The organism is Niveispirillum sp. BGYR6, from assembly GCF_027568365.1.
Taxonomy (GTDB): domain Bacteria; phylum Pseudomonadota; class Alphaproteobacteria; order Azospirillales; family Azospirillaceae; genus Niveispirillum.
On sequence record NZ_JANLNL010000012.1, the window covers coordinates 120,450 to 138,470 of the forward strand.

Sequence of the window (18,021 nt, forward strand, 5' to 3'; positions counted from 1 at the left end):
GACGCGGCTCCCCCAACGGAGCGTGGTCTGCGCCCTCCATCACCCCGCCTGCACCACCCGGTTGCGCCCGGTCTGTTTGGCCTGGTACAGCGCACTGTCAGCGCGGGCATAAAGCCCGGCCAGATCCTCACCCGGCTGCAACTGCGCCAGTCCGATGCTGACCGTGACCTGGATGGAAAGGCCATTGGCATCCACAGCACTTTGCGCCATCGCCGTGCGCAGCCGTTCAGCCAGCCGCGCGGCGCCATCGGCGACGGTATTGGGCATCAGCAGGGCAAACTCCTCGCCCCCCACCCGGCCCACCAGATCAGCGCCGCGCAGATGTGACATCAACAGGCTGCCCGCCATCACCAGCACGGCGTCGCCGGCGGGATGGCCATGGCTGTCATTGATCTTCTTGAACTCGTCCAGGTCCAGTACGGCCAGGCTTACGGGGCGGCCCTGCTGGTGGGCCTCCGCCAGAATCCGGGCTGATTGCTCCATGAAATGCCGGCGGTTGGCACAACCGGTCAGCGGATCGGTCATGGCCAACCGTTCCAGCCGGGCATTGGCGGCCTGCAGGTCGGCGGTACGCGCGGCGATCTGTTCCTCCAGCACGGCCTGCCGTCGCTGCAGCCAGGCCGTACGCCAGCGCACCAGCCCGGCCACCGCCCCCATGCCGGCAACCAAGCCCAGCAGCTGCAGCCAGGGCTGTTGGTACCAGTCGGGCAGCACCTGCACCGGGATCACCAGTTCCCGCGCGGCCGGTTGCCCTTCCCGGTTGCTGCCACGCAGGTGCAGCCGGTATTCCCCCGGCGCCAGATTGGTATAGACGGCCAGCCGCCGCCCATTGTCATTGGTCTGCCAGTCCCGGTCGAACCCTTCCAGCCAATGGGCGTGCTGGTTGCGTTCCGGTGCGGTGAAATCCAGCGCAGCGAATTCCACCGTCAGGCTATTTCCCTGTGGCGTCAGCACCAGGGGCGGCGGGCTGGCATGTCCGTTATATCGGCCCACCGGTACCGGCACGCCGCCCACGCGCAGATCGGTCAGAACCACCGGCGGACGGAACTGCCAGACGGGCAGGGTGCCGGGCCGGGCCACCGTCAACCCGCCAAGCGCCCCGAACAGGGCCTCCCCGGCAGCACTGGTGGCGCTGGCACCGGCGACATAATCCACCAGCGTTGCCCCATCGGCGCGGCGTACTGGGCGGATGGCCAGCGATTGTGGGTCAATCATGGCCAGCCCGTCATCGGTGCCGGCCCAGATGGTGCCAGCCCCGTCCATCTGCAGGCTGCCGACATTCAGATGCGGCAGCCCATCTGCCAGTCCCAGTTGATGAAAACGCGGATGCCCGGCGGCATCCCTTCCCTGCATTACCGCAATGCCGGCGCCGAAGGTCCCGACCCAAAGTCGCCCCTTGGTATCGAACAGCAGACAGGTCACAAAGCGACCGGGCAGGGCGCCCGGATCCTGTGGGGCGGCAGCCACATGCTCGACAGTGCCATCGCCCAGATCAATCCGGTTCAGCCCGTCGCGCGTGCCGACCCAGAGATCTTCCCCGTCGCCCCGTAGGATGACGCCCACCCCCGGATCGGACAGCTTCACCGGCCCAAGCACTGTGCGTGCGGGATCGTGAATGGTGCGGCCTGGAACGATACCCCAGATGCCATCTTCCTCCCCCCCAACCCAGAGCACACCCTTGGCAAAGCTGAGCGCGGCAAGCGCAGCACGGGGGTCGCGCCCGGGAACGGGAATCAGCCGCACCGCACCGCTGGCAGGGTCGCGCCCATACAGGCCGCGCCGGGTGCCGAAATAGACGTTGCCGTCATCATCCTCCGCCAGGGCATAGAGCGCATCAGGCGGCAGGGTTCTGTCCGGTCTGGCGGGATCGGGCGCCAGGCTGGCCAGCCGGCCGCTCATCGGGTCCACCAGATCGGCCCCGCCTGTGGGATAACCCAGCCAGAAGCGCCCGTCACGCGTGGGCAGCACAGCCATGATGTCGGCCCCACTCAACCCGTTGGGCTGCAAGGAGGCACCGAAGATCGTGGAGATCAGCCCCCCATCATGGGGATGATAGCTGAGGCCACCGGTTGTGCCGACCCAGAGCGATCCGGCATCGTCACGCAGCAAGGCCCACACATCATCATGGGCCAGACTGTGGGGTAAGGTGCGATCATGTTTGATCGGTTTGATGCCCAGAGTACGCGTATTCACCGCCCAGATGCCCTCTCCGCGCAGCCCGACCCAGATTTCCCCGGGCCCGGCCGACACCAAAGAGGAAACAGACGCTGTGGAGGTGGTGGCGACAGATTCGGGGTTGCCGTCCGGCCGATCCAGCCGGAACAGCCCGCGTCGGCGGGTACCGATCCAGAGGCCGCCACTTTCGTCCATCAGCAGCGCGGTGACGCCGGCTGACCCGTCCGGCAGCGGGACCGGGTTGAAGTGGCTCTCCCCCGTTGCCTGCCATGCCAGCCCCTGGGCTGTACCGGCCCACAAGCGGCCCTGACTGTCACGCAATAGGGCCCGTACGGTCCCGCCTGGCAAGCCGCCTGTCCGGCCGGGAAAATCCAGCCGCCCGTCAGCCGTCAGATGATGCAGCCCGTCATCACTGCCGATCCATAGCCCGCCCGCCCCATCATCGGCCAGGGCCCCGATATGGGTGCGCTCTCCCCCCTGTTTCAGCGGCAGGGGGACGAAACGATCCTGCTCCTTGTCGTATCGTGCCAACCCTCCGGCGCCGCCGCCCACCCACAGCCGCCCACCGGCATCCACAAACAGGGTTTCGATCCAGTCATCGGGCAGGCTGTCCGGTCGGGCCGGGTCGGCGTGATGGCTACGGAAATGGTAGCCATCCCAGCGGGCCAGCCCGCCCTGGGTGCCGATCCAGAGAAAACCATCACGATCCTGGGCCAGGGCAGTCGGCACCGGATGGGGCAGGCCCTGGGCCCGGCCGTAATTCTGGAAAACCGTTTGCGCTAAGCCTTCCCAGCGCTGCCCGGTCTCAGCCGCCTGAACGGCACCGACGGTTGCCAAGGTCAGCAGCACCGCCAGGAGCGTCCGTCGGGCACGAGGCCAAGCCTTGCCGGAGGGCCTGCCGATCGTACCTGTCCCCATCAAGTCTGCATGATCCCCGCTTATGCAACTTCAGGAACTATATCAGAAATCCAGATTGCCGACAGGTGTGTGTTTGTCGCGCAGAAAAACAGGCCACCGCAGGGCGCCACGCGGTGGCCTGAACGAAATCGGCCGATCATTCAGCGTAAAAGGGCGGACAGGCGGGCCATCTCTGCCTGAACCCGTCCGCTGAAACGCAGGATGGTCTCGTCATGCTGGTGATTCGTATCATGGCTGTGGAAGTGGCTGTCCGGCCGGATATGGGTAGGTGAACCGGGCATGGCGGTGGCGATGCCCCGATTGCGCTTGCGCTCCCATTCCTGCCAGGATTTGCAGAAATAGTGGTTCAGCACCAGCCGGCGGGCGTTGGGGACCACATGCCGGTCAGGATCACCATGTACACCGGCGACGGTGAAATGCTCATCAATCAGAAAGCCGTCCGACAACAGGGGTGTATGCACGCCGACACGCGCCACCAGTTCGGGTCGGGCGATGGTTTTCACCGAGGCATTGACCGGGTGCAGATCGGGTGCCCGTTGGGTGAAGCGTTCCATCACCAGCCCGTCCCCCTGTTCCTGCCGCCCGGCGGATCCATAGACGCGCCAAGGCAGCATCAGCCCACCGGCACCTTGATATTCCGCCAGTACGTCATGGATATTGTCTGTCCCCAACGGCAGGATGAATTCATCCAGATCGATGAAGGCTACCCAGCGGGCGCGTCCTGTCAGGCGACGCACGCCTTCCTGATAGGCAGGCTCCTGCGGGGTACGGTCTGGTGTCCGGGGCCAGTGGACCCGTTCGACCCACCCTTCTCGGGAGAGGCTTTCCAGCATCTCGCTGGTGCCATCGCTGCTTTCATTATCGAAGATCAGGAAATGATCGACGCCAATCACGCGGTGAAAGGCCAGCCATTCCAGCAGATACGGCCCTTCATCCTTGGCGATGGCACAGATGGCCAGATCCATGGCCGCCGCCGGGCTGGGCTGCGGCAGGGGGCTGTAAGTGAGGTTGGGCACGGTGACATTCACCGGCGTTCCCAACAGAACGGCCCCGTCTGCCTCCAGGATAAGCTGGCGCGTTGCGCCATCCATGGCGGAGGGCGGGAGCACCAGGGTGAAGGCATGGGCGCCGTCGCCGATGCCGGCATCCTCCAGATCAGGCCGATATTCGTCCGCGATGGTGGCGGCCTGTTCGATCCCATCCAGCAGAATACGAACCAGAACCCGACGACCGGGATTGGTCTTGTCATAAGCCCAACCGGCAACATGGCGCCCAGCCAGCCTGTCGAAATGACCGTAAATCACGTCAATGTACCTTCTTCCCGAGGGGCAATCGGCCAGGTGGGAAAGGCCGGACGATGCAGTGCGCCCCCCCAGCGGTGGCGGGGAGGCACGGCGAGCCCGCGGAAGGGGCGTCCATCCAGATTGAGATTGGGGTTGTAATAAGGGTCCACCACGGCGCGGCGATGCCAGCGGTTACGCATATATTCTTCCTCTTTCATGGCCCTGGCCTGGCGGTCCGGGGCCATGTCCCTGCCACGGCTGACGGATTCATAATGGTAAAGCTCAATCCGTGGTGTCCATACCATCAAAAGACCTTTTTCGCGCCAACGCAGGCAGAGATCCACATCATTAAAGGCAACGGGAAGATTCTGGGCATCAAACCCGCCTATTTCCATGAAATCCTGCTTGCGGCAGAACATGCAGGCCGCTGTGACGGCGGAATAATTTCCCGTCGCCTGGGTACGGCCGAAATAGCCCCAATCATCGGCATGATATTGCTGGAAAGCATTTTCCGCCAAGCCGCCGGTCCCTGCAACCACGCCGCCATGCTGGATCATTCCATTGGCGAAACGCAAACGGGCGCCAACCGCCCCCACCTCTGGCCGGGTCAGCAGGCTGACCGCTTCATCCAGCCAGGCAGGGGAGATCAGCTCCACATCATTATTGATGAAACCCAGCACGCTCCCCTTGGCCCATCGGGCTGCCCTGTTGTTCATGTCGGCATAATTGAAGGGGGCATCATAATGCAGCACATGGAACTGGCCCTGTGCGCAGCCCTGAGCGAGATAATCCAGGGTCTCCGGATCGCGACTCTGGTTATCGATGATGATGATTTCGAACGGCCGGTACTGAGTCTGCGATAGAATACTGTCAACGCAGGGACGCAACAGGTCCAGCCGGTCACGCGTGGGGATGATCAGGCTGACCAGCGGACGGACGGCAGGTGCCGGCCATGTGATCTCCCGCAGATCGGGCCAGCGGGGGTGCGGTGTTACTGTTGCCCCGGCGAAACCGCGGCGGTGCAGGTGTCGGGTGATGCTTTCCTGCCAAAGGGGGCCGTTCGGTGGCACCCTGTCGAGCGTAGCGACCACCTCCGGCAGATGCAGGATATGGTCGGGGCGGGCCCTTTCCACTGCCACCATCTTCATTTCCGGCAGGTTGGTCGGCAACGGAGAACCGTCAAACAGGCCTGCCCGGATCAGGGTCAGGCCACAGGTATAATCCTGGCTGAGAAAAAGATCATAGCTCCAATCCGGGCGGAACCAGGGCAGCCTTGCCCCGTATTCATTCTGCATCTCTGCATCGGCATAGAGGATGTCGGTGTCCAGTGCCTGGAACCGCGCAAGGGCGCGCTCCAGGGCATCAGGATGCAGTTGTACGCCAGCATCAATCAGGACCAGTATATCGCCATCGGGCTGTTGATGACGGAAAGCAAGATCTTCCCTTGTGGCGCTGCCCTGGCTCCAGAGCAATGTCCCCGTCCCACGGGGGGGCATATCCGCAGATACCGCCTGTTGCCAATCCGCGTAACTACCGAAGCCGATGGACCGCGGATGAATGACGGACGTTTCATCCAGAAAGGCCGACAAGAGCCGATGAGTACTTTCATGGGCGGTGCGCTTTTCCGCCGGCAGCGCATCAACCAGCGCCGCCAGCAGGTGGCGGGGGCTCTGGGTGGTTGAATGGAACGGAAGCGGGCCATTATAGAGCAGCCCCACCCCTTCCGCCATAATATCGACCTTGCGTTCCCGCCCATCCAGCATCCAATACGGCATTTCCAGGGTGAAGGCATGATCACCCCGACCGATGCCCGCATCGACCAGGTCGCCGCGCTCCTCGTCAGCGACGCCTTCCACCACCTTTTCCCCATCGACAACAGCCCAGATCCGGAGATGGACATCGGGATTGTCCGGCTTCCAGCACCAGCCCCGGATGGTGGTCCCTGTCGCGACGTCAACACATCCGTAATAGGATTCCGCCCGATTATTCATGTCGGGCAATTCCGCCAGCTCATTGGCTGTCGGGCAGATGAAGGGCGGCAGCAACAGGGTGCCATGCAGTGGTGATATCAGCCGGACCTCATCTCCTGGTTTCAGGGCCATGGACAACCGAAACCCGTGCCGGCCTTGTCCGATACCCGCCGTTTCCAGATCGCCGCGATAGAGGTTGGCAAGACAGGCCGAGCGCGGTTTGTCGTTTACCAGGGCCAGCAGCAAGATCGGCTGATCCGGTATGGCTGGGTAATGGATCCAGCCAATTAACTCGCCAGCGGCATAGCGTTCGATCTGGCCCTGGCATTCAGAAGATGACATTGGTAAAGCTCATTAAGAACAATTGACCGACATGATAGCATCTTCGCGGCAATATGGGGAACATTGTCATGCATCGGCGGTTGCATCCCGGTGCACCGGGATGGGAGGGGGGACGGTTCATCTCGACAAAAAGCCGAAATTGATGAACAATCAAATCATGAACGAATGGGTCAAAATTTGACGCCGGTGACGGATGATCGCGGCGGGACTTTGATGCGGATTTACCGCATATTCCTTCAGCCGGTTCGGCTCTGAATCGGCTGACTTTATGTTGTGACCGGGTTTTTCCGCATATGGGGTGGCTATGTCAGTGCATTACGGATATGACAAGCGCGTACTGGTGACTGGCGGTGCCGGCTTTCTTGGCTCCCATCTCTGCGAGAAGCTTCTTGCCCAGGGGTGCGACGTACTTTGTGTTGATAATTACTTCACAGGGTCTAAGAGTAATATTGTCCATCTTCTGGATCATCCCCGCTTTGAGCTGATGCGTCACGACGTTACCTTCCCACTTTATGTGGAGGTGGATGAGATTTACAATCTGGCTTGCCCGGCCTCGCCCATTCACTATCAGCATGATCCGGTGCAGACCACCAAGACCAGCGTGCATGGCGCCATCAACATGCTGGGCTTGGCCAAACGTGTCGGCGCGCGGATTTTACAGGCCTCCACCAGCGAAGTTTATGGCGACCCCACCATCCATCCCCAGCCGGAGGAATATTGGGGTAATGTTAATCCCATCGGCCCCCGCTCCTGCTATGACGAGGGCAAACGTTGTGCGGAGACCCTGTTCTTCGATTACCATCGCCAGCACAAGCTGGAGATCAAGGTGGTCCGCATCTTCAATACCTATGGGCCGCGGATGCACCCCCAGGATGGCCGCGTCGTCTCCAACTTCATCATGCAGGCGCTGCGGGGGGAGTCCATCACGGTCTATGGCGATGGCGGCCAGACGCGTTCTTTCTGCTATGTTGATGATCTGGTTGACGGTTTTATCCGTTTCATGGCAACCCCGGCAGAATATCCAGGCCCTCTGAACCTGGGCAATCCGGGAGAATTCACCATTCTTGAACTGGCGGAAAGGATTATACGCCTCACCAATTCATCTTCGAAAATCATTCACAAACCTCTTCCCCAGGATGATCCGAAGCAGCGCAAGCCTGACATCAGCAAGGCACAGGCCCTGCTGGACTGGGCGCCGCAGATTCCGCTGGAAGAGGGGTTGAGCAGGACAATCAACTATTTCACCGCTTTGGCGCGGTAGGGAACGATCAACATGACGAACGTCCTTGTAACGGGCGGGGCCGGCTATGTCGGCAGCCATGCCTGCAAGGCGCTGGCTGCCGCCGGCTTTACCCCGGTGACTTTCGATAATCTTGAACGGGGCAAGCGGGATGCGGTGCGCTGGGGCCCCCTGGTGGTGGGCGATCTGGCTGACCGTGCGGCCCTGGATGCCGCCTTTGCCCAGTATCAGCCGGTCGCTGTGCTGCATTTCGCAGCCTATACCTATGTCGGGGAGTCGGTGGAGCAGCCGCTGCGTTACTATCGGAACAATACGATGGGGACGCTGACCCTGCTGGATGCAATGGCCGCAGCGGGGGTGGACCGACTGGTATTCTCCAGCACAGCGGCCACATACGGGGTGCCTCAGAGTGTGCCGATTCCGGAATCACATCCGCAGCAGCCGGTCAACCCCTATGGCATGTCCAAACTGATGGTGGAACGTATCATCCTGGATACGGCGGCGGCATCGTCCCTGCGGGCGGTGATGCTGCGTTACTTTAATGCCGCCGCCGCCGATCCGGATGGGGAGATCGGGGAGAACCATGATCCGGAAACCCATCTGATTCCGCTGGTACTGGATGCGGTGCGCGGCCGTATTCCCCATTTGACCATCAATGGGGACGATTACGATACGCCCGATGGCACCTGCATACGGGACTATATCCATGTCACGGATCTTGCCGATGCGCATGTTCGGGCGCTGCGCTATCTGATGGATGGCGGCAGCACGGTGGCCCTTAACCTTGGCAATGGCACCGGCTTTTCAATCCAACAGGTGATCGAAGCTGCTGAACGGGTGACCGGACAGGCGGTACCGGTGACGTTTGGTGCCCGCCGGCCGGGTGACCCGTCGGTGCTGGTGGGTGATCCAACACGGGCGCGCCAGCTTCTGGGATGGCATCCGCAACGCAGCGATCTTGATACGCAGATCGCCGATGCCTGGCGCTGGCGCAAGGAAGACCGGGTCATCAACTGACGGCGCCGCCCCTGTTGGGTGCCCCCTGCCATCAAGGTGGGGGGTAACCGCCGGTACTGTCGCGCAGGATCAGGCGGTGGGGCAGGATGTGGACTTCGTTGTCCTGGTTTTTGCCTTCGATGCGGTCCAGCAGGATTTCGCAGGCCTTGGCCCCCATCTCCGTGCCTGGCTGGGCCACGGTGGTCAGGGGGGGGATGGTGTGGGCGGCAAATTTGATGTCGTCGAAGCCGGAAATCGCCATGTCGCCCGGCACCGACAGGCCCGCCTGCGACAGGGCCTGCAAGGCGCCGATGGCCATTTCGTCATTCATGGAAAACAAGGCGGTCGGCCGGTCGGGCAAGGCGGCCAGGGCGCGGGCGGCGCGGGCGCCGGATTCCATGGAAAAATCACCATACTGGATCAGCGCTTCATCCAGCCCCAGGCCGGCGGCCTGCATCGCCTGATGATAGCCCTTCATCCGGTCAATGGCGTGCGGGTTTTCGCGTGAACCGCTGATGACGCCGATGCGGCGATGGCCACGCGCCAGCAGATGTTCCACCAATTCCCTTGCCGCACCGGCATTGTCGATGCGCACCGACGGGGCGGCCGTCAGCTCGCAGCCGCAGGCATGGACGACGGGGCAGGGCAGGGGGCGGCGCTGATCATCGGGCACATAATCGGGGCTGAGCTGGATCACCCCATCGGCCAGCCTGGTTTCCACCAGCTGGGCGTAATGCGCCTCCCGCTCCCGCGAATCGCAGGTATCACCGATCAGCACGGAATAGCCGCGCCGCCAGGCCGTCGCCTCAATCCCCGCCGTCACGCTGGCGAAAAACGGGTTGGTGATGCCGGGCACCAGCACCAGCACGGTAAAGGAACGGTCGGTGCGCAGGTTGCGGGCCAGCATGTTGGGCCGGTAATCCACCTCCCGCACCGCCTTCAACACCCGTTCGCGCGTTTCCGCCGCCACCTTTTCCGGGTTGCGCAGGGCGCGGGAAATGGTGGCCGTCGACAGGCCGGAGACGCGCGCAACATCCAGGATGGTGGTCATCGGCTCAATCGTTCCTTCATTGTCATTCGTGCCGTCCTTGAGGGGAGGGGACGGCTTTATGCATTTGTCTGTCAAGTCCCGCATACCGGGCTGTGCGGTCGCCGGTGGGGTTGAATGATTTTCGCTTGCCAAGGGCAGGATGTCATGGATTATAGATGATGTAATCGATTACAGTAAATCGATTACATCACGGGTTTGGTTGTGGCCTGCCATGCGGGGTGGGGGATGGGTGTGTCCGGGGTTCTATCCGCGAATGCCGCGGCTTGGAAGGTGATATCGCTGGACGAAACACCCACCGTCACCCCGGCGAAGGCCGGGGTCCAGGATGACAAGCACTGTGCTCTACGAAACTGGACCCCGGCCTTCGCCGGGGTGACGGTGAGAGAGCCGGCGTGATGGTGAAAGGATCGGGGCCACAGTTTAAGCGCTGAGGTGGGGTGACGGTGAGAGAGGCGTAAAGGATCGGCCTGCTGCTGAAATTCCACCACCCCCGGCACAACAGACCATAAAAGAATAATAATCCTTTCAAAGACAGGAACATAGGGAGCGGACGGCATGTCCATGATCGACGGGTTGATTGTTGCCGCCTATCTGGTGGCAACGCTGCTGATTGCGCTTGGTCTGCGCCGCAAGGCAGCGCAGAGCGTGGACAGCTATTACCTGGGCAACAAGAAAATGCCCTGGTATCTGCTCTGCCTGTCCGATGCGTCGGGCATGTTCGATATTTCCGGCACCATGTGGCTGACGACGCTGCTGTTCGTCTATGGCCTGAAAAGCATCTGGCTGCCCTGGCTCTGGCCCGTGTTCAACCAGATTTTCCTGATGGCCTTTCTGGCCCTGTGGCTGCGCCGGTCCAATGTGCGCAGCGGGGCGGAATGGATTGAATTCCGCTTCGGCGGCGGGGCTGGGGCCCGTGCCTCGCATTTGTCGGTGGTGCTGTTCGCGCTGATCTGCGTGATCGGTTTTCTGGTCTATGCCTTTGTCGGCATTGGAAAATTCGTCGAACTGTTCGTGCCGTGGGAAATGGTGGCCCCCTATGTCGGCATCGATATTCCGCGCGCCATGGTGCCCAATGTCTATGCCGTCATCGTCACCAGTTTGGTGACGCTCTATGTCGTGCTGGGCGGGATGCCGGGCATTGTCTGGACCGATGTGCTGCAATTTTCCATCATGGCGGTGGCATCGGTCTTCATCGCCGTGCTGGCCATGATGCTGGTGACGCCGGAGCAATTGGCCGCCGCCACGCCGGATGGCTGGATGAGCCCGTTCTTCGGCTGGCATCTGGGGCTGGACTGGCAGAATATCCTGCCGCCGGTACAGCAGAAGATTGCCGCCGACGGGTTCGGCCTGTTCGGGCCGCTATTCATGATGATGATCTTTTCTGGCATTCTGAAAAGTGCCGCCGGGCCGGCCCCCTCATATGACATGCAGCGCATCCTGGCCACGCGCACCCCGCGTGATGCCGCCCGGCTGACAGGCTTTGTTTCCGTGGTGTTGATGCCGATCCGCTATCTGATGATTGCCGGCTTTACCGTGCTGGCGCTGGTTTATGTCGACCGGCTGGATCTGGTCAGCCCGTCGGGCGTGGATTTTGAAAGCATCCTGCCGGCGGCCATCCGCGCCTTTGCCCCTGCCGGCATGTTGGGGCTGATCGTTACCGGGCTGCTGGCCGCCTTCATGGCCACCTTTGCGTCCAGCCTGAATGCCGCCCCGCTCTATGTCGTCAACGATGTTTATCGCCGCTACATCAACCCGCAGGCCGAACAGAAAACCCTGGTGCGGATGAGCTATGGCGTCTCCACCGGGATTGTTCTGCTGTCGATGGGGATCGGGCTGTTCGTTTCCTCCATCAATGACGCCTTGCAATGGATCGTGTCCGGCCTGTGGGGCGGGTACACGGTGGCCAATGTCATTAAATGGTATTGGTGGCGCTTCAACGGTCAGGGCTATTTCGCCGGGATGCTGGCGGGTATCGTCTGTTCGTTGAGCTTCCCCTATCTGTTCGGGCCGCATTTCCCGCATCTGGGGTCGCTGCTGCCGCTCTACCTGTTCCCGCTGATCATCGCCGTGTCGGGTGTGGGTGCGGTGGCGGCCACGCTGTTGACCCCGCCCACCGACATGGCGGTGCTGAAGCGGTTTTATGCGCAGGTGCGGCCCTGGGGCTTCTGGGGGCCGGTGCAGCGTGCGCTGGCGGCGGAAAACCCCGCCATCACCCCCAACCGGGATTTTGGCCGCGACCTGTTCAACATCATCACCGGTACGGTGCTGCAAACGGCCCTGGTGGCGGTGCCGGTGTTCCTGGTGGTGAAGAATTGGGGGGCGCTGGCCTTGTCCCTGGCCGTGGTGGGGCTGGGCGGTGCCATCCTGTGGCGCACCTGGTATCGCCGGCTGGCCGATTGGCCGGATGGGGTGACGGGGCCGGCCAATCTGGCCGACACGCCGCCCGCCGCCACCGCCCACGATTTGCCGGCCAAGGGGGCCGTTTCCCATGCGTAAATCAACCGCTTTGACGCTGGCCGCCCTGCTGCTGGCGGGGGTGGCCCTGCCCTGGTCCGTGTCGCCCGCCGCGCCTGCTAAGGCAGAGGTGGGGGCGGTCAGCGACCCCAGCGCCTATGTCGATCCGTTCATCGGCACGGGGCAGAATGGCCATGTCTTCCCCGGTGCCACCACGCCGTTCGGCATGGTGCAGCTATCGCCGTCCAACGACCGAGATGGCTGGAACTGGACATCGGGCTATCATTACAGCGACAGCGTGATCAAAGGCTTCGCCCATACCCATATCAGCGGGGCGGGCCTGTCGGCCCTGGGTGACATATTGCTGATGCCGGCGCGCCAGGGGGATACGCGGGCCGGTATCTCTGATGGCACCGTCACCGGCTATCGCTCCGCCTTCAGCCACGCGCGGGAGGTGGCGAAGCCCGGATATTACCGGGTGCATCTGGAGACACCGGATGTGGAGGCCGAATTGACGGCCAGCCCGCGCGCCGGTTTCCACCGCTATCATTTCAACGGCACGGCCCCGCAATTCATCATTCTGGACCCCACCCATGGGGTGGGCGACCATACGCTGGAAACCAGCATCGAGATTCTGTCCGACCGGGAGGTGCGGGGCTGGAAACACGCGGTCAGCCAGAGTTCGGGCGACCGCAAGGTCTATTTCCACGCCCGTTTTTCCCGACCGTTTACCGCACAGGTGACGGCGGCGGACAAACCGGTGACGGGCAAAGCCGCCACCGGGCCGGCGATCAAGGCGGCGCTGGCGTTCGACCCGGCGGGCGGGGCGGATGTGGAGGTGGCGGTGGCCATCTCCCACACCTCCCTGGAAGGGGCGTCGGCCAATTTCCAGGCGGAAGCGGCGGGCAAGGGCTTTGATGCGGCACTGGCCGAGGCAAAAGCCCTGTGGCGGGAGCGGTTGGGCCGCATCGCCATTGATGATGTGCCGGCGGTGAAGAAGCGCATCTTCTATACCGCCGCCTATCACGCATCCATCGCGCCCAGCCTGATCTCCGACGTGACGGGGGATTATTATGCGGGCGGGCAGGTGCGGCATTCCCGCATCCCGCAATATAGCAATTATTCAAGCTGGGATACCTATCGCGCCCTGCACCCGCTGCTGACCATCATCGACACGCGCAAGACCGGGGAGATGGTGGCCAGCATGGTTTCCCGCCACGCCGATGCCGGGATGCTGCTGCCAGCGTGGGAGGCGGTGGGCCATGATAATAGGGTGATGATCGGCTATGCCATCACCTCGCCCATCGCCGATGCGGTGCTGAAGGATATTCCCGGCATCGATAAGCAGGCAGCCTATCAGGCCATCCGCGCCAGTGCCTTTGATCTGACCAAACATAGCAATGTCTATGATGGCAATGGCATGGCGGGGTATCTCGCCTATGGTTTCGTGCCGGCGGATGTGGCCAGTTCGGTTTCCAAAACCACGGAGCAGAATTATCAGGATTGGGTGATCGGCCAGGTGGCGGCCAAGCTGGGCAAGGCTGAGGATGCCGCCCTGTTCGCCGCGCGGGCCACTGGATACCGGCTGCTGTTCGATCAAAAGACCGGCTATCTGCTGCCCCGGCTGGCCGATGGGCGCTTTGCGCCGTTGGATACCAACCGCTGGGACAGCCTGAACCGGCATTATGTCTCGGGCAATATCTGGGCCTATAGCACCTATACGCCGCAGGATATGCAGGCGGCCATCCGCCTGCATGGCGGGCGGCAGGGCTATGCCCAGTTCCTGGACCGGATTTTCACTGATGAGACGCCGGTGGAAGGTGAGCAGCATGTGGATATTTCCGGCTTCGTTGGCAAATACGGCCATGGGGACGAGCCGGGGCACCATATGCCCTATCTCTATAACCTGACCGGCCAGCCTTGGAAGACCCAACAATATGTCAACCGCGTGCTGCGGGAGATGTATGCCGACCGGCCCGATGGCATCGTGAATAACGAGGATCTGGGCCAGATGTCGGCCTGGTATCTGTTCTCTGCCCTGGGGTTCTATCCCGTCACGCCGGGTGATCTGACCTATCAGTTGGGCGCACCCTACCAGCCGCGCGCCAGTATCCGGCTGGAAAATGGCAAGCGCTTTACCGTGATTGCGGACAATCTGTCCGACCGGAATATCTATGTGCAGTCGGTGCGGCTGAACGGGAAGCCCTATCCCAACAGCTTCATCCACCATGAACAGATCATGGCGGGCGGGGAATTGCGCTTTGCCATGGGGCCGCAGCCCAACCCGGCCTTTGCCGCCAAGCCGGAACAGACCAGCCTGGGGGCGTTTGACGATAAGCAGCCCCTGGTGGCGGCCCCGCCGGTGCCCTGGGCACCTTATGATCCGGCGGATGGCGCCTATTTCGCGGATGCCCGTTCGGTGGAACTGACCAGCCTGAACCAGGGGCTGCAGATCCGTTATACGCTGGATGGCAGCCAGCCCGGCCCGCAATCCACGCTGTATCAGGGGCCGATCCGCCTGACGGGGGATAGCGACCTGAAAGCGGTGGTGCTGGGCGGGGCCAAGCAAAGTGCCGTGTTCGAAAAACGCTATTTCCGCACCATCACCGCCGGGCTGGCGGCGGGATATCCGCGTATCCGCCTGGATCAGGACAAGGTGCCCTATGGCAAGGCCGATGGATCGATGCTGATCGATCAGGTGCAGGGCACGCAATTCTATGGCGACAAGAAATGGACCGGGCGCACCGGCGATATCACCGCCAATATCGATCTGGGCACGGCCAAACAGGCGAAAACCGTGACCCTGGGCGCGCTGGATGACCCGATGAACGGCATCATGCTGCCCCGCCGGGTGGAGGTATGGGCCGGGGGTGATGCGTCATCGCTGACCCTGCGCGGGGCCGTTGATGTGCCGCCCGCCCCCGCCATCCGCCAGCAGGTGGAGCGGGTGCAGGTTCCCGTCAGCGGCGCTGCAGCACCACTTTACCAGATCCGCATTTTCTCCCACGGCGACATGCCGCCCACACTCAGCGCGCCCGGACGGCCCGCTTGGCTTTTTGTTGATGAGATCATTCTGCAATGACGAATAAGACCCAGGATATGGCCATCGGTGGCAGCCGCAGCCCGCTTGCCGGCACATGGCGGTTCCGCAAGGCGGGCGATGCCGATTGGTTGCCGGCAACGGTGCCCGGTTCCAACGTGACCGACCTGCTGCGCCAGGGCGTGATTGGCGACCCGTTCCACCGCGACAATGAAAACCACTTCCAGTGGATCGAGGCGGCGGATTGGGAATATGAATGCCGCTTTGACCTGCCAGCAGGTTTGGATGGCGCGGACGAACTGGCGCTGCTGTTCGATGGGCTGGATACCCATGCCACGGTCAGCCTGAATGGTCAGCAAATCCTGGTGTCGGACAATATGTTCCACCGCCACCGGGTGCCCTGCGGCCCGCTGCTGCGGGCGGGGGAAAACCTGCTGCGGGTTTACTTTCAATCCCCCGTCACCCGCGCGGCGGCGCTGCAGGCGCGGGACGGGTTTCTCTATCCGGCGGAAAATGACAAGACGGCGGTAAAGGCCAGCGTCTATTCCCGCAAGGCGCCCTATCATTTCGGCTGGGATTGGGGGCCGAAACAGGTGCCGTCCGGCATCTGGCGGCCCATCTGGGTGGAGGCGGTCAGGCAGGCCCGGCTGGTGGAATTCGCCCATCGCCTGATCCGGCTGGCCGATGATGTGGCCCTGGTGGAATTGCGCCTGGGCCTGGAAGGGCTGAAGCTGGGGGCCGCCCGGCTGGAAATCCGTTGCGAGCAGCCGGGGGTGGAACCGCTGTCCGTCGATCTGGATATCCATGCCGGTTTGCAGGAACAGCGGCTGGTGATCCGCATCGACCAGCCCCGCCGCTGGTGGCCAAATGGCCTGGGCGAGGCGTTCCTTTACCGGTTCCACCTGTGCCTGCGCGATGCGCAGGGAAACGAGTTGGACCGGATGGAACGCGCCATCGGCCTGCGCACGGTGGAGGTGGTGAGCCAGCCGGACGAACAGGGCCTGAGCTTCTATCTGAAGGTCAATGGCCGCCCCACCTTCATGAAGGGGGCCAATTACATCCCGCCCGACAGTTTTCTGGAAAACATGTCGCCGGAACGATACCGGCAATTATTCCGGGACTGCGTGGGTGCCAATTATAACATGCTGCGCATCTGGGGCGGCGGCACCTATGAGGATGACCTGTTCTATGATCTGGCCGATCAAAACGGCATCCTGATCTGGCAGGATTTCATGTTCTCCTGCACGCTCTACCCGTCCGATCCCGCCTTCATGGCAAGCGTGGCTGTGGAGGCGGAACAGGCGGTGAAGCGGCTGCGCCATCATGCCTGTCTGGCGCTGTGGTGCGGCAATAATGAAATCAGCATGGGGATCGATAAATGGGACTGGCCGGCCAAGTTCGGCTATTCCCCCGAACAATATAGCGCCATGGTGGCCGGCAACAGCCGGCTGTTCGATGAATTGCTGCCCGGCATTGTCGCAGCCCATGATGCCGGCCGGTTTTACTTCGCCTCCTCCCCCATCGGTTATTGGGAACATGCCGATGAGGATGGCAAGGGCGATGGCCATTATTGGGGTGTGTGGCATGGGGAATTGCCCTTTGCCACCTATGACGCGCGCCTGTCCCGCTTCATGAGCGAATACGGATTTCAATCCTATCCGCTGCTGCCCTCGGTCGAACGGTTCACGGAACCGGCGGACCGGTCGAAGGATAGTGCGGTGATGGGGGTGCATCAAAAGCATCCGCGCGGCAATGCCATCATCAGCCGCTTCATCGCGCAGCATTTTGGCGAACCCGCCAGCTTTGGCGATTTCTGCTATCTGGGGCAGATGGTGCAGGCCGATGGCTTGCGCGTGGCGTTTGAGGCGCACCGCCGCAATATGCCGTTCTGCATGGGATCGCTTTATTGGCAGATCAATGATTGCTGGCCGGCGATTTCCTGGTCCAGCATCGATTATTACGGGCGCTGGAAGGCGCTGCATTATCAGGCCGCCCGCTCCTTCGCGCCGCTGATCCTGTCGGTCACGGCGGGCCAGGGCGGGCTGGATATCCACGCCATTTCCGACCTGATGGCCGACCGGTCGCTAGTGCTGCAGGCACGGTTGATCGATCTGGCTGGCGGGGAAATCTGGTCGGCTGAACAGGCGGTGACGGTGCAGGCCAACCACGCCACCCTGCTGGCACGGCTGGACCCGCCGGCACCGGCGGACAAGGCGCTGCTGGTACTGCGCCTGCTGGAGGGGGCGGAACAGGTGGCCCGCTATATCCACCCGCTGGCCCCGTTGCTGGCGGCGGACTTGCCGGAACCGGGCCTGACCCTTGCCATCTGCGATGATGGCGGGGTGGAGGTGCGGGCCGAACGCTATGCCCGCGGGGTGCTGGTGCTGGCCGATCCGCTGGATGGCGGGGCCAGGGCGCTGAATTTCAGCGATAATTTCTTCGACCTGCTGCCGGGGGAAGCCAAGCGCATCCATCCGCGCGATGGGCGGGCGTTCGATCCGGCCAGCCTGCGCGTCATGTCCGTCCATGGCAGCACCAAAAAGGGGGAATGA

General features: G+C 62.5%; 9 protein-coding genes. 5 read left to right on the plus strand and 4 right to left on the minus strand.

Going from position 1 to position 18,021, the window contains the following annotated elements; all coding sequences use genetic code 11:
- Nucleotides 1–39: 39 nt before the first annotated feature.
- The 3 genes from PCJ49_RS20915 to PCJ49_RS20925 form a co-directional block, all read right to left on the minus strand.
- Complete coding sequence (locus tag PCJ49_RS20915; protein WP_269912650.1) at nt 40–3,024, minus strand: ligand-binding sensor domain-containing diguanylate cyclase; 2,985 nt, start codon at nt 3,022–3,024, stop codon at nt 40–42.
- A gap of 209 nt (nt 3,025–3,233) precedes the next feature.
- The gene (locus tag PCJ49_RS20920; protein ID WP_269912651.1) at nt 3,234–4,397 is read right to left on the minus strand and encodes a glycosyltransferase family 92 protein; all 1,164 of its coding nucleotides are present in this window, start codon (nt 4,395–4,397) and stop codon (nt 3,234–3,236) included.
- Nucleotides 4,394–6,688, minus strand: a complete 2,295-nt coding sequence (locus PCJ49_RS20925) for a glycosyltransferase family 2 protein (RefSeq protein WP_269912652.1) — start codon at nt 6,686–6,688, stop codon at nt 4,394–4,396. Before PCJ49_RS20925 ends, PCJ49_RS20920 begins: the two co-directional genes overlap by 4 nt.
- Before the next feature lie 304 nt (nt 6,689–6,992).
- Here PCJ49_RS20925 and PCJ49_RS20930 point away from each other — a divergent pair, with 304 nt between their 5' ends.
- Both PCJ49_RS20930 and galE read left to right on the plus strand, forming a co-directional pair.
- On the plus strand, nt 6,993–7,949 hold the full coding sequence (locus PCJ49_RS20930) for a UDP-glucuronic acid decarboxylase family protein (protein WP_269912653.1): 957 nt from the start codon (nt 6,993–6,995) through the stop codon (nt 7,947–7,949).
- 12 nt (nt 7,950–7,961) lie between these two features.
- Nucleotides 7,962–8,945: a UDP-glucose 4-epimerase GalE gene (gene galE / locus PCJ49_RS20935; RefSeq protein ID WP_269912654.1), complete on the plus strand. Its 984-nt coding sequence runs from the start codon at nt 7,962–7,964 to the stop codon at nt 8,943–8,945.
- 31 nt (nt 8,946–8,976) lie between these two features.
- On the opposite strand, the gene PCJ49_RS20940 is transcribed toward galE, so the two are convergent.
- The gene (locus PCJ49_RS20940) at nt 8,977–9,975 is read right to left on the minus strand and encodes a LacI family DNA-binding transcriptional regulator (RefSeq protein WP_269912655.1); all 999 of its coding nucleotides are present in this window, start codon (nt 9,973–9,975) and stop codon (nt 8,977–8,979) included.
- Between the two features lie 555 nt (nt 9,976–10,530).
- Here PCJ49_RS20940 and PCJ49_RS20945 point away from each other — a divergent pair.
- From PCJ49_RS20945 to PCJ49_RS20955, 3 genes are read left to right on the plus strand one after another with little or no spacing between them, the layout of a single operon-like run.
- On the plus strand, nt 10,531–12,471 hold the full coding sequence (locus tag PCJ49_RS20945; RefSeq protein WP_269912656.1) for a sodium:solute symporter family protein: 1,941 nt from the start codon (nt 10,531–10,533) through the stop codon (nt 12,469–12,471).
- A complete protein-coding gene (locus PCJ49_RS20950; RefSeq protein WP_269912657.1) occupies nt 12,464–15,511 on the plus strand; it encodes a GH92 family glycosyl hydrolase in 3,048 nt (1,015 codons plus the stop codon). The genes PCJ49_RS20945 and PCJ49_RS20950 overlap by 8 nt, the downstream gene beginning before the upstream one ends.
- Nucleotides 15,508–18,021, plus strand: a complete 2,514-nt coding sequence (locus PCJ49_RS20955; protein WP_269912658.1) for a glycoside hydrolase family 2 protein — start codon at nt 15,508–15,510, stop codon at nt 18,019–18,021. The genes PCJ49_RS20950 and PCJ49_RS20955 overlap by 4 nt, the downstream gene beginning before the upstream one ends.